We start from the raw sequence: 16295 nt of genomic DNA, 5'->3' as shown, positions 1-16295 counted from the left end.
AATTCGGTCGACCTCGGGCACCCTCATTCCCAGTCCCTGCGCCTAAATACGACGATCCACGGAGTTACCCCATGAGAGAGAAAACCCGTCCACGTCGCGCGGGTGCTGCTGCCGCGTGGTCGGCCGCTGGTGGTTTGGTCGAACGGCCGGGATTGATTCCGGGTGCACCCGAGATCTGGGTCTACGCAGACAAGTTCTCCTACTTCGCCGGCGATACCGTCTCGGTGCGGGTCCACACCACCGCTGACGAATACGACATCGAGGTGGTCCGTGACGGCGCGCGCCCACAGAGCATCGTCAAGTACATCGGGCTACCAGGAAAACAACAGTCGACGCCCGACGACGCCTATGCGACCGGGTGTGATTGGTCGGAATCCGTTGCCTTCACCGTTGCACCGAATTGGGCTTCGGGGATGTACCTGATCCTGGTTCGAATGCGCCACGAAGGTGTGGTCGTCGAACGTGAGGGCTTCTTCATTGTCAAGGCACGTGAACCCGAGCACGCTGACATGGTCCTCATCCACACCACGAGCACGATGTTGGCCTACAACGACTGGGGCGGAGCCAACAATTTCCGTGGTGCCCCGGACGGTTTCGGCGACGTTGCGACACCGATTTCGTCGACGCAGCGTCCCATCGCGCGCGGGATGTTGCGCAAACCCGAAGGTGCAGCGCGAAACATTCACACCGATATGCCGGGAATCGGATGGGTTCCGCGGCACCCGCCGTACGAATGGGCCTGGGTGAACGGATACTCGCGCCATCACGCCGACGCATTCTGGGCGACGTACGAACGCCCGTTCACGGTGTGGGCGGAGGAGCAAGCGTTTCTCGTACACCACATCACCCAGCACGACCTACATGAGGATCCTTCAGCGCTGCGCGGATATTCGTGTGCAGTCGTCGTCGGTCACGACGAGTACTGGTCGTGGGAAATGCGTGATCGTCTCGACGCATTTGTCGAAGGAGGAGGCGGCCTGGCGCGATTCGGCGGGAACTTCCTGTGGCAGGTACGCATCGAAGGTGACGCGCAGATTTGTTACAAGAACCCCTTCGGCGATCCCATACGAGAAGTAGACCCCACCCGCGTCACCACGGCATGGGATTCCCCCGAGATTGATCGGCCGGGCGCGTGGACGATGGGTTTGACTGCGATGGCGGGGGTGTACAACCGTTACGGTGCAACAGCTCCGAGGTCATCCGGCGGCTTTACCGTATACCGGCCCGATCATTGGGCATTGAACGGAACCGACCTGTATTACGGTGACAACTTCGGAATCGCGCCGGTCTGTATTGCTGCTTTCGCAATGGACGGTGCGGACTACACGTTCAGGAAGGGTCTGCCGTACGCCACCGGTGTCGACGGTGCACCAGAGGATCTGGAAATCATCGCAATGGCGCCGGCAGTTTCGGGGTCACGGGACAACTGGAACGGCACCGCTCCGATTGGTGCGCCCCTCGCCGAGGTGTCGGGAATCTTCGAAAGTGCCTATGGGAGAGAACTCCCCGAGCATCTGCGCGAGTTCGAATACGGTTCGGGAATGGTGGCGACACATCGGCGCGGTCTCGGAACCGTTTTCAATGCCGGGACGACCGAGTGGGTCAGTGGACTGATTCACCGGGATCCTTTCACCGAACGAATAACCGCAAACGTGCTGAATCTGTTTGCTGCGCAACTGTCGAGTTTCACTGAGGAGCCAGACTGACGGCGGCGACCAGCGGTAGAGTTTGTTGCCCGAGGATGATGGCCGAAAGAGGATCCATACGTACGTATGTATGGAGATACTAAATCGACTTGACCAGGGTTTTTAATCCAAACTACCGTAGTCTTCGCCGTTCAGTTGGATGACGGGTGGGTGTGGGGAGCTGCCGAACTTCGACAGTCACGTGCGGATCTCCACGATCAGATCCGCACGTGACCTGGCCGCTGCGATTACGTCGGCGTTCGGTTGATCCACCCGCCTCACCCAGTCCGCGGCCGCTTCGGAACTCCTCCCGAAGCGGCTGTGGCGTTTCACCAACCGCTGCGTGCGTGTCGCCTCCGGAACCTCGAGGTACCAGACGGTGTCGATCGCCGCTCGTACTTGTGGCCAGCTGCCGTTTGGTAGGAGGAGGTAGTTTCCCTCGGTGACGATCAACGGTGTTCGAGGTTCGACAGCGGTTGCGCTGCCGATTGATTCGTCGATCTCGCGATCGAAGACGGGCGCGTACACAATGGAGTCTGCCGATCGGAGGCGGTGTAGAAGCGCCGCGTATCCGTCGGCGTCGAAAGTTTCCGGAGCGCCTTTTTGTCCACGCCTGCCGAGTCGGTCGAGTTCCCGATTGGCAAGGTGAAAGCCGTCCATCTCGACGACGGTGCAGAGTGAGTCCAGTTTCTGCGCAATTGCCTGTGAAGCCGTCGATTTCCCGGCTCCAGGGGCTCCCGCGATGCCGAGAATGTGTCGGCCGCTGTCGGTGATCAGTGAAGCGGCACGTGAGGCAAGTTGATCGAGCGTCAGCGAGACGGTCGGCGGTGAGGTCCTCACTTGTTGCTCCGATCAGTCCGAGGTCCGGTGGATCGAGGGTACGCCGGCGGTCTTCGACCATTGACAGTCTGAATGGACTGTGAAACTGTGAGCCATGCCACTCGAGAGGCTGGAGGTGTGACCGTGACCCTGCGTGACGCGCAGCGCGAAGCCACGCGCCACCGGATTCTCGATGCGGCAACGGATTTACTGATAGCGGACGGGTATTCGTCGTTGACGACGCAGTCGGTTCAAACGGCTGCCGGAGTCAGTCGGGGCGCTCTCCTGCACCACTTTCCGAATATGCAGGAGCTCACTGCCGCGTTGGTGTCGAACATCGTCGTGCGGAACGAAGCGGCGGTGAGGTCGGCGATGTCTCGACAGGACCCGTCGGTGGATACGATCGAGAACTCGATCTCCGCTTTGTATTCGGCGTTGACTCAGCCACCGTTCCAAGCGGAACTCGAACTGTGGTCGGCGGCTCGGACGGATCCGGTGTTGGCGGAGGTTCTCCGCGAATCGGAGCGCGTCGCCGGGCGGGATTTGCAGCGAGTTGTCCATGACGCGTTCGGGCCTGAAATTGTTGCTTCCGAGAACTATTCGCAAATTGCAGATCTAACCGTGCTGATGCTCCGTGGTTTGGCGTTGTCCCGGGCGGTACACAAGAGCGATGCCTCTGCGCGTCGTTCGATCAGTCAATGGGCGGGCGTCGTTCGCCTGCTGCTCACCCAGAACTAGCGCAACTCGTTTCGTTCGAGATGCGCTCGATCGACAGGACCGATGATGACAGATTTTGCGACCCTGAAATACGAGACCTCTGGTGGTAAGGCGTACATCACGCTGAACCGCCCCGATCGGCTCAACGCAATCGACGATCGGATGCCGTCGGACATCCGAAATGCAGTTGCGGCGGCCAATGACGACGACGACGTTCGCGTGATCATCTTGCAAGGCGCAGGCAAGGCGTTCTGCGCCGGGTACGACCTCAAGAAGTTCGCCGAAGGAGATCTCGACGGAAAGTGGAATCAAGGCCCGGTGTGGGACCCCATCAAGGACTTTCGGGGCATGAAGCAGAACACCGATGACTTCTTCACCCTCTGGCGATCGCTCAAGCCGACCATCTGCAAAGTTCAGGGTCATGCAGTCGCAGGCGGAAGCGATATTGCGCTGTCCTGCGACATGCTGATCATGGCTGACGACGCCCGCATCGGATACCCGCCTGCTCGCGTCTGGGGTTGCCCGACCACAGCTATGTGGGTGTACCGCCTCGGGGCGCAACGCGCCAAGCGAATGTTGTTGACGGGAGACACCATTGACGGTGTCACCGCCGCCGATTGGGGATTGGCACTCGAATCGGTGCCGGCCGACGAACTGGACGCTGCGGTGGAGGCGTTGGCGGATCGCATCGCCGGTGTCCCGCTCAATCAATTGGCAATGCAGAAGATGATGATCAATCAGGCGTACGACAACATGGGGTTGCAGGGCACACAGGTGCTGGCAACCCTGTTCGACGGAATCACGCGCCACTCGCCGGAAGGGCGCTGGTTCAAGGATTTTGCCGAACGCGACGGATTTCACGCCGCGGTGCAGTACCGCGATTCCGGCCGCAAGATTCCAGACGGAGGCGGGCCGCTCCCCGCATCCGACACCCCTTCACGATAGAAAGTGGATGTGAGATGAGCAGTGTTCTCGAAACGTCGTACTTCCCCGCGGACGTGTCGGACCCGATAGTGGAACAAACGGTCGGCGGGCTGCTCCGAGAGTGCGCCGCGGACTCGCCGAACCTGGTTGCTATCCGAGAAGTAGTTCCGGCGCAATCGCATTCGTTGTCCGGTGCCTCCGAGACGGATCGCACCTGGACCTTTGCGGAACTCCTGGGTGAAGCGGAGGGGTGCGCGCATTACCTCTTGTCGCAGTTCGACCGCGGCGACCGGATAACGGTCTGGGCTCCGAACATTCCGGAGTGGATGATTCTGCAGTACGGCGCCGCGCTTGCCGGAATGGTTCTGGTGACTGCCAATCCGGCATTGGGTGCGGAGGAATTGGCGTACGTCTTGTCGCAGTCCCAGTCCCGCGGGCTCTTCCACACCGGAAAGTTCCGCGGCGGCGACATGGCAGCGGTGGCATCCGAGGCGATTTCGATTGCGGGAGCAGAAGTTCTGGCAGTGAACTTCGAGGACTGGGATCGTCAGGTTCGAGGTTGGGCCGGCGAACGGGGCGCACTGCCGGAAGTCTCTCCTGACGACAATGCGCAGATCCAGTACACGTCGGGAACCACCGGAGTTCCCAAAGGTGCGCTGCTGCATCACCGAGGACTGGTCAACAATGCCGATTTCGTCAGTCGGAGAGGTCAATTCCCCGAACGGGGTTCGGTGGTGTCGGCGATGCCGCTGTTTCACACTGCCGGGTGCGGCATCCTGGTTCTCGGTGCCGCACAGCGAAGAATGTCCATCGGTCTGATCCAGTATTTCGACCCGACTGCGGTTCTCGATGCGGCGGAACGCTTTCGGGCCGACGTGGTCAGTGGAGTTCCGACGATGCTGATCGCGATGATCAACGACGCCAGCTTCGCGAGCCGCGATTTCTCGACCTGTTCGGTAGTCGTGTCGGGTGGGTCGTCGGTCCCGCCCGAACTCGTGAGCACGGTGGAATCGGCCTTCGGTGCGGGGTTCAGCATCGTCTACGGACAAACCGAGGCGAGCCCCGTGATCACGCAGACCAGCCCCGCCGACACCCCCGAAGACAAATCGGAGACGGTCGGTCTCGCGTTGCCGCAGGTCGAGGTGAAGATCTCCGACGTGGTGACCGGGGACAGCGTGCCACTCGGCGAACAAGGTGAGATCTGCGCGCGCGGGTACCTCGTCATGACCGAATACTTCCGCAACCCGGAGGCTTCGGCCGCCACCGTGGACAAGGACGGTTGGTTACATACCGGCGACTTGGGGACGATGGATCAGCGTGGATACGTCCGGGTGACCGGCCGGCTCAAGGACATGATCATCCGCGGCGGGGAGAACATCTATCCGCGAGAGGTCGAGTCCGTGATCTTCACACATCCGAAGATCCTCGATGTGGCGGTCGTGGGTGTGCCCGACGAGGTATGGGGAGAGCGGGTGGTTGCCGTCATCAGGTGGAAAGACGAGTCCGACCAGCCGACCGCAGCCGAACTGGTCGAGTTCTGCACCGAGCGACTGGCACGCCACAAAGCACCCAAGGAGTGGTTCAGTGCAGAAGCATTTCCTCTGACCGGCTCGGGCAAGATTCAGAAATATCGAATTGCGAGCCTGGTCGGCGAGGGCGCCTACGGCGTCGTCAGCTGACCCGAGCCCCTAGCACGTCGGAGCGATTCTGTCTGGGTTATCCCCGTAAATCGCTTCGACGTGCCCTGTTTATCCTGGTGTCGTGAGTTCAACCTTCGGTGAAACCGGACACAAAGCCACCTCCAGCCGCATTCGCGCCACAGCCTTTGCGTCGAAGGTGATGGCCGCGTCCGACGCTGTGAAGTTCATTCACCCCGGCGACACGGTCGCGATCAGCGGTTTCGCAAGCGCCGGTACTCCCAAGGTGATCATTCCGGCACTGGCCGAGCGCATTCACCACACCCGCGGCGACGGATCGAACTTCACGATCAATCTCCTGACCGGTGCTTCGGTGTCCACCGAGACCGAAAGGCTGCTCGCCGAGGTCGACGGAATCGCGCTGCGTATGCCGTATCAGTCCGAGGCCACCGCGCGTCGCCGCATCAACGACGGTCGCATGGACTACGTCGACATCCATCTCTCCCACGTTGCTCAGCAGGTGTGGGAGGGCTACTACGGCAACGTCGACGTCGCGGTCGTCGAAGTCGCCGGTATCACCGAATCAGGTGAACTGATTCCCTCCGCGTCGATCGGCAACAACAAGACGTGGCTCGACGTCGCAGACAAGGTCATTCTCGAAGTCAACTCCTGGGTGCCCGAGGCGATGGAAGGCATCCACGACGTCTACTACGGCACCGCGTTGCCGCCGCATCGCAAGCCTCTCGAGATCACCCGCGTCGAAGACCGGATCGGCCAGACGACATTCCGAGTGGATCCCGCGAAGGTTGTGGCCGTTGTCGAGACCGACTGCCGAGACAGCGCGAGCCCTCTCACTGCACCCGACGCCGTCAGTGAGGCGATCGCCGGCCACGTCCTGGAATTCTTCGACTTCGAGGTGCGCGCCGGACGGATGCCGGCGGATACCTTGCTTCCGCTGCAGGCAGGCATCGGCAATGTCGCAAACGCGGTGCTCGGCGGTCTCGATCGGGGGCCATACCGCGGCCTGACCTGCTACTCCGAGGTCATCCAGGACGGGATGCTCAAGCTGATCAAGGACGGAACCGTCGCGCATGCGTCGTCGACGGCTTTGGCGCTCACCGACGAGGGCATCGAAGAACTGACCGCGAACATCGACTTCTACCGCAACCACATCACGCTCCGCCCGCAGGAAATCAGCAACCACCCAGAGGTGGTGCGCAGACTCGGAATCATCGCCATGAACGGCATGCTCGAGGCCGACATCTACGGCAACGTGAACTCGACGCACGTCATGGGGACGAAGATCATGAACGGAATTGGCGGCTCGGGAGACTTCGCTCGTAACGGCTACGTGTCCATGTTCTTGAGTCCGTCGACGGCCCGCGGGGGTGAGATCTCGGCGATCGTGCCGATGGTTCCGCACGTCGACCACACCGAGCACGACACTCAGGTGTTGGTCACCGAGCAGGGGTTGGCCGATCTGCGCGGTCTGTCTCCGCGGCGACGCGCGCGCCTGATCGTCGACAACTGTGCTCACCCGGAGTTCCGGCCACTGCTCCGCGATTACATCGCTCGCGCCGACGCTCAGCCGGGCGCGGGGCAGACGCCGCACATCCTGGGCGAGGCATTCTCGTTCCATCAGCGGTACATCGACACGGGTTCGATGCGCCTTTCCTGACGCCGGGCAATTCCGCTGACAGTGAGAGAATGCGAGGGTGAGCCGAACCGGGGTACCTGACGACGCCATCCGCCGGGTTGCCGCGGCAGGGGCGGACGACGCCGGTGGCCTACCCGTCGAGTTGCTGGGTGATTTCCTCGACGTGCTCAGCGATGCTGTCTGTGAAGGAAAACCGCTGCAGCGTCGTCAGCTGCATCGTTTCCGCGCCCGTGGTGAAGAAGCGGCGCAGCAGGGTGTTGCCCTGCGAGCCTTGCTCGATCTTTATCTCTCCTCGGCCTGGCGCCTGTGGCGTGAACTCCCCGCTGTTATTGCGGCACAATCGGATCCGACTGCCGTCGTCTCGGCCGGCGAAGTCATGCTCCGTGCCGTCGACGATGCCGTCGCCGAACTGGCCGAAGGATTTCAGTTGGCCAGGCGTTCTCTGGTCCGCTCGCAGGTATCGGCACGCCGTGAGTTCGTCGACGACCTGTTGACCGGTGGAGCCGATGTCGTCGGATTGTTAGGTCGTGCTTCGGGATTCGGTCTCCACCTCAGCGGTCCGCATGCCGTCGCGGTGGTGACCGCGACGCGCGAGTTCACCGACGACAATCCCTTGGTGCGGGCCGTCGAACGTGCCGTGCTCGGCAGCAAGGGTGACGCCGACGCGCTGGTTGCCAGCAAGAGCGGCAAACTGGTCGTCGTTTTCGCGGCGCCGGACCGTGATGCCGTTGATCACGTGCTGGCGGGTATTCGGTCGGCTCTCGGACCGGGAACCGATGACGACGGGCGAGTTCAGTTGCAGCGGCGTGCTTTGGACGGCACCTGGCAGATCGCTGTCGGGCGCCCTCGCACCACCGCTTCGGGCGTCGTGGCGTCGTACCGGGAGGCGCTCGACGCACTGGACCTGGCGCAGCGCCTGTCGTTGACCGCACCGATCATCGATGCTCGTGACCTGCTGGTCTACCGCGTTCTGGTCAACGACAGGCCGGCGGTCACCGACCTGATCCACACCCTGCTCACGCCGCTGCTCGAGGCGCGCGGCGGCGCTGGGCCGATGATCGACACCCTGCTCGCGTACTTCTCCGCCGGCGGCAATACGGCAAAGACCGCCCGAGACCTGCACTTGTCGGTCCGGGCGGTCACGTACCGCTTGGACCGTATCCGTGAACTCACCGGCCAGAACGTCAACGACCCCAACGACAGCTTCGCGCTCCACGCTGCCGTGTTGGGCGCGAAGTTGCTCGACTGGCCGGCCACGGAGCTGGCCTGATCAGCTGGTGCGCGCCCGTTCCTCGTAGGCAGCACGGGCCGCGGTGTCGACGTCGCCGAGAAACTGCGTCTCGACGCCGAACAGTCGGCTCAATGCCTCGTAAGGCCGTCGGGGCACGAAACCCTGTGCCTGGACAAGCAGTCCGGACACTCGCGTAATGCGCACGCGTGGTCGAGGTTTGGTGATCAAGCCGACGATTGCTTCGGCGATTTCCTCCGGCTGAACCTCACGGAAACCCTTCATTCCCGAAGTCCCGGAAGTGAGTTGGGTGTTGGTGAGCGTCGGCAGTACGGACGAGACGTTCACTCCGGTGCCACGAACTTCCTTGCGGACAGAATCGGTGAAGCCCAACACCGCATGCTTGGCGCCGCAGTACGTCGACAGACCGGGGCACGGGAGTTCGCCGGCAAGTGAAGCGATGTTGATGACGTGTCCACGTCCGCGTGGAAGCATCCGTCGCAGTGCGAGTTTGGTTCCCGTGATCACGCCGAGGACGTCGATCTCGATGATGCGTCTGGTCACGGTGTCGTCCTCGTCGACGATCCGTCCGACCGGCATGATGCCCGCATTGTTGACCAGTACGTCGATCGGGCCGAGTTCACCTTCGACGGCGTCGAGGAAGTCGAAGAACGACGCGGGGTCGGTGACGTCGAGACGCCCGAACGTACGGATGCCCAAATCTTTTGCAGCCTGCGCGAGAGTGGCTTCGTCGATGTCGCCGATCGCGACCCTCGCGCCCAGGCTGATGAGCCGTTTCGCGGTGGCGTATCCGATGCCCCTGGCGCCACCGGTGATGACCACTACCTGACCGTCGAAAGGCTTGTTCATATCGCGAGCGTCTCCAAAAACTAGAGGGATGGGATTGCAGTGACGTAAATCTGCAGCGACGTGAAACTGCAGTGAGATGTGATTGTGGACCAGTTGAAGTTGGGTAGATAGGGCTTGTTGGCCGAACCAAGGCGATAGATTTATGACTAAGTCACAATTCGGGGAGGCGTCATGGAAACATCGGAGTTGGACGGCTGGATTGCGAATCTCGCGCCCATCTATCTCCAGCCGGAGGTGATCGACGGTTTCGTCCAACGCATCGACGACGCCATTGCCGAGGCCAATCCCGAGGTAGCGGCTGATCGGGAGCTACGACGCGATGTGGATGCGAGCACCGCGGCGCAGCTCCGCGTCATCGTGGCGGCGATCGCGGGCGGTTCCCAGGAGGTCACGCCGCCGGCGGAGTCGGTTGCGCTTGCACTCACCGTCGCCCGGCGCGGTATGGATCTTCGGGTCCTGCTCAAGATCTACGGCGCCGGACGCCTCGCGATGCTGGGTTTCGTCGACGAGTCGATAGAAGCACTCCCGATAGGTCCGGAACTCAAACGCGCACTTCTGGTTCGAGTGTGGGGTTCGGCGATGAGATGGCTGGAAGTGACCACCGAATTGTTGGTCGCGACGTACGCGAAGGAGCGGGAGAGCTTGGCGCGCGGCGCTTTTGCGCGTCGGTCCGAGACGGTGCACGCGATTGTCGCGGGCGAAGCCCTTCACTCCGACGAAGCGTCCCGGATCCTGGACTATCCGATGCGGCGCCACCACACGGCGTTTGTTCTCTGGACGGACGACACCGACCCGGCTGCAGACGTATTGGCGCGGTTGGACTCGTACGCCCGTACCTTTGTGGACGAGTCCAATGGCGAGCGTGTTCTGACTTTGCCTTCGGGCGCGCGTGAGCTGTGGTCGTGGGTCGCGCATTTCGACGGCCAGGAGTGGGCGTCACATGTTGATGCCCGGCATTCGGATCTTCGCGTTGCAGTGGGAGCGAGCGGTTACGGAATGGAAGGATTCGCTCGCAGTCATCGCGAGGCGCTCGCCGCGCAGCGCGTGGCAGTCCGTTCCGGGGGCTCGCCGGGTATCACCGTCTACGAGGATGTTCAGGTTCCCTGTCTGCTCACCGAAGATCTGGGCGAACTGCGTGAGTTGGTGGCTCGGGAACTGAAAGGCCTGGCCGGCGCGGACGGCGTCACGACGCGCATCCGTGACACCGTCCGGGTCTACTACGAGAACAACTGCACCGCGGCCGCTACTGCCGCAGCCCTCGGCCTGCACAAGAACACCGTGCGGTATCGACTCGATCAGGCCGAAAAGCTACTGGGTCGCAGCGTCGACCAGCGTCGGCTGCCGACGGAGTTGGCCCTCATCGCACTGGAGAGCTACGGAGCCACCATCGCGCCGGCGCCGTGATTCGCTACTGCATGTCATCGAGTCCGGGGAGCGAGTAGCCGGAGTTGTCATCCCAATCTGCGGGGGTGTCGTCGAGTGAAACGTCCCAGTCGGCGTCGGGCACCGCTCGCCGGAGTTCGGTCAGGGCGTTGAACCAGTAGACGAGTGACGGAATCACCTCGGTCGGATCGCTCGAGATCTTGGTCGAGCCGTTGAGCAGAGTGTTGGGGATATCCGACGGGTAGAGGTCCAGGACCTCGTAGTCGAACGGAAATTCGTCGTTGTGGACGGCGATGAGTCGGTCGACTTCGGCCTTCTCGTCGTCGGTCAGCGGGGTGGTGCGGACGGCGGAGTAGTACAACGAGGTGCTCATGTTTGCCAGGCTAGAACAAGTTGCCTTCCAACGGCGGTTTCGGATGCAACACCTTTAGATTGCATGATCTCGGCAACTTTAGATACAAAAGTCGTCGATATTTCGACCGGGATGGATAGAAGTCGGCAAGGAACACTGGAGAAGACGGCGAGACGGCCGTCCGAACCCAGTGAAGGAGCTCCCCGTGACCGCAGTCATCAGTGCCATTCGGGTAGGTGGTCAGCGATGAACGTTCCCATGTGGGCGTGGGCCGCGTTCGCCGCAGTCATCGTCGTCATGTTGCTCATCGACTTGCTCGCCCACCGCGGCGCGCATGTCATCGGCTTCAAGGAAGCGGCCTGGTGGAGTGCACTCTGGGTCGGTTTGTCTCTCGTGTTCGCGGTGGTTGTCACCCTGACCTTGGGGGTGAACTCGGGCGTCGAATTCACAACAGCCTGGCTGTTGGAGAAGAGCCTCTCGGTCGACAACCTCTTCGTGTTCGCCCTGATCTTCGGTTACTTCAAGGTGCCCCGTGAGTACCAGCACCGTGTGCTGTTTTTCGGTGTCATCGGCGCCCTGATCTTCCGCGGAATCTTCCTCGCTGCCGGCGTTGCCGTGGTCAGCAAGTTCACGGCCGTGCTGTTCGTCTTCGCCGCCATCCTGCTCTACAGCGCTTACAAGCTGCTCAAGGACGACGACGAGAGCTTCGATCCGGGTACGTCGCTGGCAGTTCGCCTGCTGCGCAAGATCATGCCGGTTCGCGAGGAATACGCGGGAACCAAGTTCTTCGTCAAGGAAGCCGGAAAGCGCGTCGCAACACCGCTGTTCGCCGTCGTCGTCGCCATCGAAGCCGCCGACCTCGTGTTCGCAGTCGACAGCGTCCCGGCAGTCCTGGCAGTGAGCGACGACCCGTTCATCGTGTACTCCAGTAACGCGTTTGCGATCCTGGGTCTGCGTGCCCTGTACTTCCTGCTCTCGGGTCTGCTCGAGAAGTTCCACTACCTCTCCAAGGGTCTGTCGATCATCCTCGCCTTCATCGGCGTGAAGCTGATCATGCAGGCCAGCCACAAGGTGATCAGCACGTCGATCCCCGAGATCCCCTCGCTGGTCAGCCTCGCGGTGATCATCGTGGTCTTGGCAGGCTCGATCATCCTGAGCCTCAAGAAACCGCTACCGCAAGAGCCTGAGGCCGAAGAGGTTGCGTCCGGTGATGCACCGGTCGACCTCGAGAAGACAGGCCCGAATGGGGGCGTCGAGTCTTCCGACATCGCACTTGCTGCCGGCGAGCACGACGACGATGACGACAAGGTGGATGCTCGCAGTAGGAGCTGACGCCTGATCGGCTGAACCGAATCGAAAAGGGAGACCACACAACGAGGTGTGGTCTCCCTATCCGTTTCTCACCCCTTCTCGCGACCAAACAGACCACTGATCGGGAAGGTGTGTTCTCACTCGGCCGCGCGCGATCTACCTTGGCGGATGCCCGACGTCCGAGATCAGGAGTGCACATGACAATTCACGCGGAAGTCATCACCATGCTGGCCACGCTCAACGCCGCATTTCCGGATGTCACCAGCTTCGAGCCGTCGGAGTTACGTGCTCTGCTTCGGAATCGACGCGCCCCGTTGGAGCGGCTTCCCGATTTGCGTACGGTCGAAGACCTCGCAATCGAGGGCCCCGGTGGAAATCTGTCGATCCGCGTCTACCGCCCGCACACTTCCTCCGACGCCATACCGCTGGTCGTCTTCGCTCATGGCGGAGGCTTCGTGTTCTGTGACCTGGACAGCCATGACGAATTCTGCCGGTCCATGGCGGAAGGGGTTGGCGCCGTCGTCGTCTCCGTCGATTATCGTCTGGCCCCTGAGTACCCCGCGCCGGCAGCACACGACGACGTCTACGCCGCATTGGAGTGGGCGACGAAACACGCGGCACAGTACGGCGCAGACCCGAGCAAGATAGTCCTTGCCGGCGACAGCGCGGGCGGCAATCTTGCTGCGACAGTAGCCATCGCCGCTCGCGATCGTGGGGGGCCGGCGGTTGCGGCGCAGGTTCTCATCTATCCGGTGATCGACGACGATTTCGACACCGAGTCCTACCGTCTCTACGGTACCGACCACTACAACACGACCACGGCCATGAAGTGGTACTGGGACCAATATGCTCCCGAACGCCGAGATGACGTGCGGGTGATACCCACTCGGACAGAGTCGTTCGCAGATCTTCCAGCTGCTGTTGTCGTGACAGCCGAGCTGGATCCGCCGTGCTCGTCCGGTGACGAGTACGCGAAACTGCTTGCCTCGGCCGGCGTCCCCGTGCAGCATCATCGCTTCGACGGGTTGTTTCACGGGTTCCTCACTATTCCGTCATTGTCGCTCACAGAGCCGGCACGCCAGAAAGTTTGGGCGATGATCCGCGAGGTATCAGCCGCCGCTCGATAGGATCTCGTCGCCCAGTTCGCCGAAGGTATGGCAGATTCTTTCCCGCACAATGACTTCGGTGCATTCGGGATCGAACCATCGATCAACGACGCCCCAGTGGATCGGATGATCGAGGTATTGGGTCTGCAGTGATTCGAGGTCGGTGAACTCCTGCTCCCACACATGGGTCCACGGTGCTTCGTCACATGCGGGTGTTGCGCCGGTCGCCGCACTCACCCGACTGAGTCGCCAGGCAGCGATCGAGGAGATATGCCCGGGCATCTTCAGCAAGTCGCTTTCGAAGCGTTCGATTTCGTCCTCGGAGGTAGTGGGTTCAACGCGAATCAGCAACGCTCGATACACCCCGTTCGGGCCCGTGGCGCGCGAGCGACCCTCGGTTCCGGAAACGTACTCGGCGCCGTGAAAGCGTTCGATGGCATCGTGGTGAAGTTCGGCGTCGACGGAATCGCTAACGGCCCGCCACGCGGCTTCATTCGCGAACTGAAGATAAACGATCAGATCTCCGCCGTTGATGGCGCCGGGCAGAGTAGCGGTGACGAGATGGCGAACTGCGCCCGACGATTCTGCCACTGCCGCAATGGTGTTCACCGCATTCGCCCAACCGTCCGAGTCCGTGCTGTCGGCAGCAAAAACAACCCTCGTGACGTTATACATCGGCCAGTGCCTCGACGTCGTCGGCAGCAGCAGCCATGGTGCGGCTACGTTCGCAGATGAGTGGTTCCATGGCATCCCACCACTGCCGAAGCGTGGTGTCGCCGCGACTCAGACGAGTCATTGCCCACCAACCGGAGGCTCCGTCGACGGTCCACGTGATAGTGACGACGTTCGGTTCGTACTCGGACCACAACGGCGGACTGACAAGTATGTTGTCGAGGGTCAGGCAGCGTCGCCGGGCGTTCGGCAGGTAGCCGGCACGCCATTCGTCGACGAACTTCTGCCCGCATCCGGGATTCGTGACGATCCGGTCGATCACGTAGAGAGTCTCACCTGCCATGTGCGCAGGCTACGTTCCGTCTAAGTCTCTGCGGTACTACCGATCTCACGCAGCGGGAGGTTGTTCGGAAGCGGACGGGGAGTGCGCCGGTCGCAGCCCTAGCCACCCCACCAGTCCCACCAGAACGAAGGCAACGCCCGCGGTCGCGAACGTGACGGTGAAGGCAGATTCGCTTGGCATCGCCGGAACACCTTCGGGGAGGTTCGCGATTGTCATCGACGCCAGAATCGTTGTCACTACTGCGCTGCCGATGGCGCTACCGGTGGAACGTGAGATCGAGTTGATGCCGTTGGCGATGCCGCTCTGATGATGCGGGACGTTGGACATGATGATGGCGGGCATGGCTGCATAGCCGAGGCTCAGGGCGGCGCCGATCACCATGCCCGCACCGATGACCGACGCGGTGTGGGTGTGGTCGAACGCGAGCCACGCAAACGGCACCGCGCCCAGGATCGCAGTGAGTCCCAGAACGAATCGCGGCCCACGCAGCCTGATGAGACGACCGCCGATCGGGGCGGCGATCAGCGAAACTATCGCGCCAGGCAGCAGGAATTCGACCGACGCACGCAGAATGCTCGCGTCGAAGCCGTATCCGGTGAGATCGCGGGGAAGTTGTGCGAGATACGAGATCCCGAGGAAGTTCGCGAACATGCCGAAGCCCACCACGACGCCGGCAAGATTTGCCATCATCACCGGGCGGTGGACGAACATCCGCATGTCGACAAGCGGCTCGTCGACGATCTTCTCGATCCACACCCAGACTGCGAACATCACGATCGAGGCCACGAAAACACCGACGGTCAAGGGTGACAACCACCCCCATTGGTGGCCTTGAGAAATCGCCAGAAGAAGCAGAAGTAGTGCCGCGCCCAGACTCAGCGCACCGACGAGGTCCACGCGCCCACCGCTTTTGTGCGTGGTGGGCGGGACCAGCGTGGCGACGGCAATCAAGGCCAGCACTGCGAATCCGGTGGCCATCCAGAAGGCGTTGCGGTAGTCGGCATCCGGAGCCGATGTGAGCAGACCGGTGGCCACGAGGGCGAGTCCGCTGCCGAACGCGAGAGTTCCGCTGACCAGGGCCATGGCGCCGGGAAGCTTCTGTGGTCGTATCTCTTCGCGCAAGACAGAGAGTGCGAGAGGGAAGATCGCGGTGGCTGTTCCCTGGAGTACACGGCCGAGGATCAGCAGTGGCAGATTGTGCGCCAATGCCGCGACAATCGAACCGATCACCATGACGACGAGGACGCCGACCAAGGTGCGCTTCTTGCCGTGCTGATCGCCGTAGCGTCCCAGCAGGGGAGTGAAGACGGCAGCGGAAAGCAGGGTCGCCGTCGTCACCCAACTGACGCCGGCGGACGAGGCTCCGAGGTCGGACTGAATCCGTCCCAGGATCGGAACCGGCAGCGTCTGCATCATCGAGACGATCATCGCTGCCAGGCTCAAAGCGCCGATGATCACGGCCTCCCGGCGCGGCGATCTTGCTACGGACTGGTCCGGGGAATCGGTGGCAGTTGGCGTAGCGCTGGGGCTCGCGGCACTGCTCGTCGTAACTGTGTTCGTCAACGGGTCCTTCTCGGGAACAACAAGAGAA

General features: G+C 62.0%; 15 protein-coding genes. 9 read left to right on the top strand and 6 right to left on the bottom strand.

Translation table 11 applies throughout. The annotated features are described in order from the left end of the window. Positions 1-71 precede the first annotated feature (71 nt). Complete coding sequence (locus tag H7C86_RS11570) at positions 72-1706, top strand: N,N-dimethylformamidase beta subunit family domain-containing protein (protein WP_182261549.1); 1635 nt, start codon at positions 72-74, stop codon at positions 1704-1706. A gap of 177 nt (positions 1707-1883) precedes the next feature. Here the strand turns inward: H7C86_RS11570 and H7C86_RS11565 are convergent, their stop codons facing one another. Next, positions 1884-2525, bottom strand: coding sequence for a nucleoside/nucleotide kinase family protein (locus tag H7C86_RS11565; protein WP_182261548.1), 642 nt, complete (start codon positions 2523-2525; stop codon positions 1884-1886). A gap of 123 nt (positions 2526-2648) precedes the next feature. On the opposite strand from H7C86_RS11565, the gene H7C86_RS11560 reads away from it, so the two are divergent. The 5 genes from H7C86_RS11560 (at position 2649) to H7C86_RS11540 (ending at position 8709) form a co-directional block, all read left to right on the top strand. Then, positions 2649-3242, top strand: a complete 594-nt coding sequence (locus H7C86_RS11560) for a TetR/AcrR family transcriptional regulator (protein WP_020909519.1) — start codon at positions 2649-2651, stop codon at positions 3240-3242. A gap of 42 nt (positions 3243-3284) precedes the next feature. After that, positions 3285-4166, top strand: coding sequence for a crotonase/enoyl-CoA hydratase family protein (locus H7C86_RS11555; protein ID WP_182261547.1), 882 nt, complete (start codon positions 3285-3287; stop codon positions 4164-4166). Positions 4167-4180: 14 nt separating this feature from the next. Next, positions 4181-5824 (top strand): AMP-binding protein, encoded by a 1644-nt coding sequence (locus H7C86_RS11550; protein ID WP_182261546.1) that lies wholly within the window; start codon positions 4181-4183, stop codon positions 5822-5824. Positions 5825-5906: 82 nt separating this feature from the next. Then, positions 5907-7460: an acetyl-CoA hydrolase/transferase family protein gene (locus H7C86_RS11545; protein ID WP_182261545.1), complete on the top strand. Its 1554-nt coding sequence runs from the start codon at positions 5907-5909 to the stop codon at positions 7458-7460. Positions 7461-7497: 37 nt separating this feature from the next. After that, the gene (locus H7C86_RS11540) at positions 7498-8709 is read left to right on the top strand and encodes a CdaR family transcriptional regulator (RefSeq protein ID WP_046379495.1); all 1212 of its coding nucleotides are present in this window, start codon (positions 7498-7500) and stop codon (positions 8707-8709) included. On the opposite strand, the gene H7C86_RS11535 is transcribed toward H7C86_RS11540, so the two are convergent. Continuing rightward, positions 8710-9537 (bottom strand): SDR family oxidoreductase, encoded by an 828-nt coding sequence (locus H7C86_RS11535; protein WP_047888240.1) that lies wholly within the window; start codon positions 9535-9537, stop codon positions 8710-8712. It abuts the gene before it with no gap. Between the two features lie 171 nt (positions 9538-9708). Here H7C86_RS11535 and H7C86_RS11530 point away from each other — a divergent pair, with 171 nt between their 5' ends. Beyond that, positions 9709-10941: a CdaR family transcriptional regulator gene (locus tag H7C86_RS11530; RefSeq protein ID WP_019745802.1), complete on the top strand. Its 1233-nt coding sequence runs from the start codon at positions 9709-9711 to the stop codon at positions 10939-10941. Between the two features lie 4 nt (positions 10942-10945). On the opposite strand, the gene H7C86_RS11525 is transcribed toward H7C86_RS11530, so the two are convergent. Next, the gene (locus H7C86_RS11525; RefSeq protein WP_182261544.1) at positions 10946-11293 is read right to left on the bottom strand and encodes a hypothetical protein; all 348 of its coding nucleotides are present in this window, start codon (positions 11291-11293) and stop codon (positions 10946-10948) included. 225 nt (positions 11294-11518) lie between these two features. Between H7C86_RS11525 and H7C86_RS11520 the strand changes: the two genes are divergently transcribed. Further along, entirely contained in the window at positions 11519-12604 is a 1086-nt protein-coding gene (locus H7C86_RS11520; protein ID WP_019745800.1) for a TerC family protein, read from the top strand. Positions 12605-12780: 176 nt separating this feature from the next. After that, a complete protein-coding gene (locus H7C86_RS11515) occupies positions 12781-13710 on the top strand; it encodes an alpha/beta hydrolase (protein WP_182261543.1) in 930 nt (309 codons plus the stop codon). Here H7C86_RS11515 and H7C86_RS11510 read toward each other — a convergent pair. Genes H7C86_RS11510 through H7C86_RS11500 form a run of 3 tightly spaced genes read right to left on the bottom strand, consistent with a single transcriptional unit; the run spans position 13693 to position 16267 of the window. Beyond that, positions 13693-14364: a Dabb family protein gene (locus H7C86_RS11510; RefSeq protein ID WP_182261542.1), complete on the bottom strand. Its 672-nt coding sequence runs from the start codon at positions 14362-14364 to the stop codon at positions 13693-13695. The genes H7C86_RS11515 and H7C86_RS11510 overlap by 18 nt on opposite strands. Then, the gene (locus H7C86_RS11505; protein ID WP_021331699.1) at positions 14357-14704 is read right to left on the bottom strand and encodes a hypothetical protein; all 348 of its coding nucleotides are present in this window, start codon (positions 14702-14704) and stop codon (positions 14357-14359) included. The genes H7C86_RS11510 and H7C86_RS11505 overlap by 8 nt, the downstream gene beginning before the upstream one ends. A 45-nt stretch (positions 14705-14749) precedes the next feature. After that, entirely contained in the window at positions 14750-16267 is a 1518-nt protein-coding gene (locus H7C86_RS11500; protein WP_220463457.1) for an MFS transporter, read from the bottom strand. Between the last annotated feature and the right edge of the window lie 28 nt (positions 16268-16295).

This window comes from Rhodococcus sp. UFZ-B548 (assembly GCF_903819475.1).
Lineage (GTDB): Bacteria > Actinomycetota > Actinomycetes > Mycobacteriales > Mycobacteriaceae > Rhodococcus_F > Rhodococcus_F erythropolis.
The sequence above is the reverse complement of the archived record's forward strand: the minus strand, read 5'-3'. Positions and strand labels throughout refer to the sequence as shown.

Excerpts from the sequence above, each read along its gene's own strand:
- H7C86_RS11570 (WP_182261549.1), top strand. The coding sequence starts at position 72 with ATGAGAGAGAAAACCCGTCCACGTCGCGCGGGTGCTGCTGCCGCGTGG.
- H7C86_RS11555 (WP_182261547.1), top strand. The coding sequence starts at position 3,285 with ATGATGACAGATTTTGCGACCCTGAAATACGAGACCTCTGGTGGTAAG.
- H7C86_RS11550 (WP_182261546.1), top strand. The coding sequence starts at position 4,181 with ATGAGCAGTGTTCTCGAAACGTCGTACTTCCCCGCGGACGTGTCGGAC.
- H7C86_RS11535 (WP_047888240.1), bottom strand. The coding sequence starts at position 9,537 with ATGAACAAGCCTTTCGACGGTCAGGTAGTGGTCATCACCGGTGGCGCC.
- H7C86_RS11530 (WP_019745802.1), top strand. The coding sequence starts at position 9,709 with ATGGAAACATCGGAGTTGGACGGCTGGATTGCGAATCTCGCGCCCATC.
- H7C86_RS11525 (WP_182261544.1), bottom strand. The coding sequence starts at position 11,293 with ATGAGCACCTCGTTGTACTACTCCGCCGTCCGCACCACCCCGCTGACC.
- H7C86_RS11520 (WP_019745800.1), top strand. The coding sequence starts at position 11,519 with ATGAACGTTCCCATGTGGGCGTGGGCCGCGTTCGCCGCAGTCATCGTC.
- H7C86_RS11515 (WP_182261543.1), top strand. The coding sequence starts at position 12,781 with ATGACAATTCACGCGGAAGTCATCACCATGCTGGCCACGCTCAACGCC.
- H7C86_RS11510 (WP_182261542.1), bottom strand. The coding sequence starts at position 14,364 with ATGTATAACGTCACGAGGGTTGTTTTTGCTGCCGACAGCACGGACTCG.
- H7C86_RS11505 (WP_021331699.1), bottom strand. The coding sequence starts at position 14,704 with ATGGCAGGTGAGACTCTCTACGTGATCGACCGGATCGTCACGAATCCC.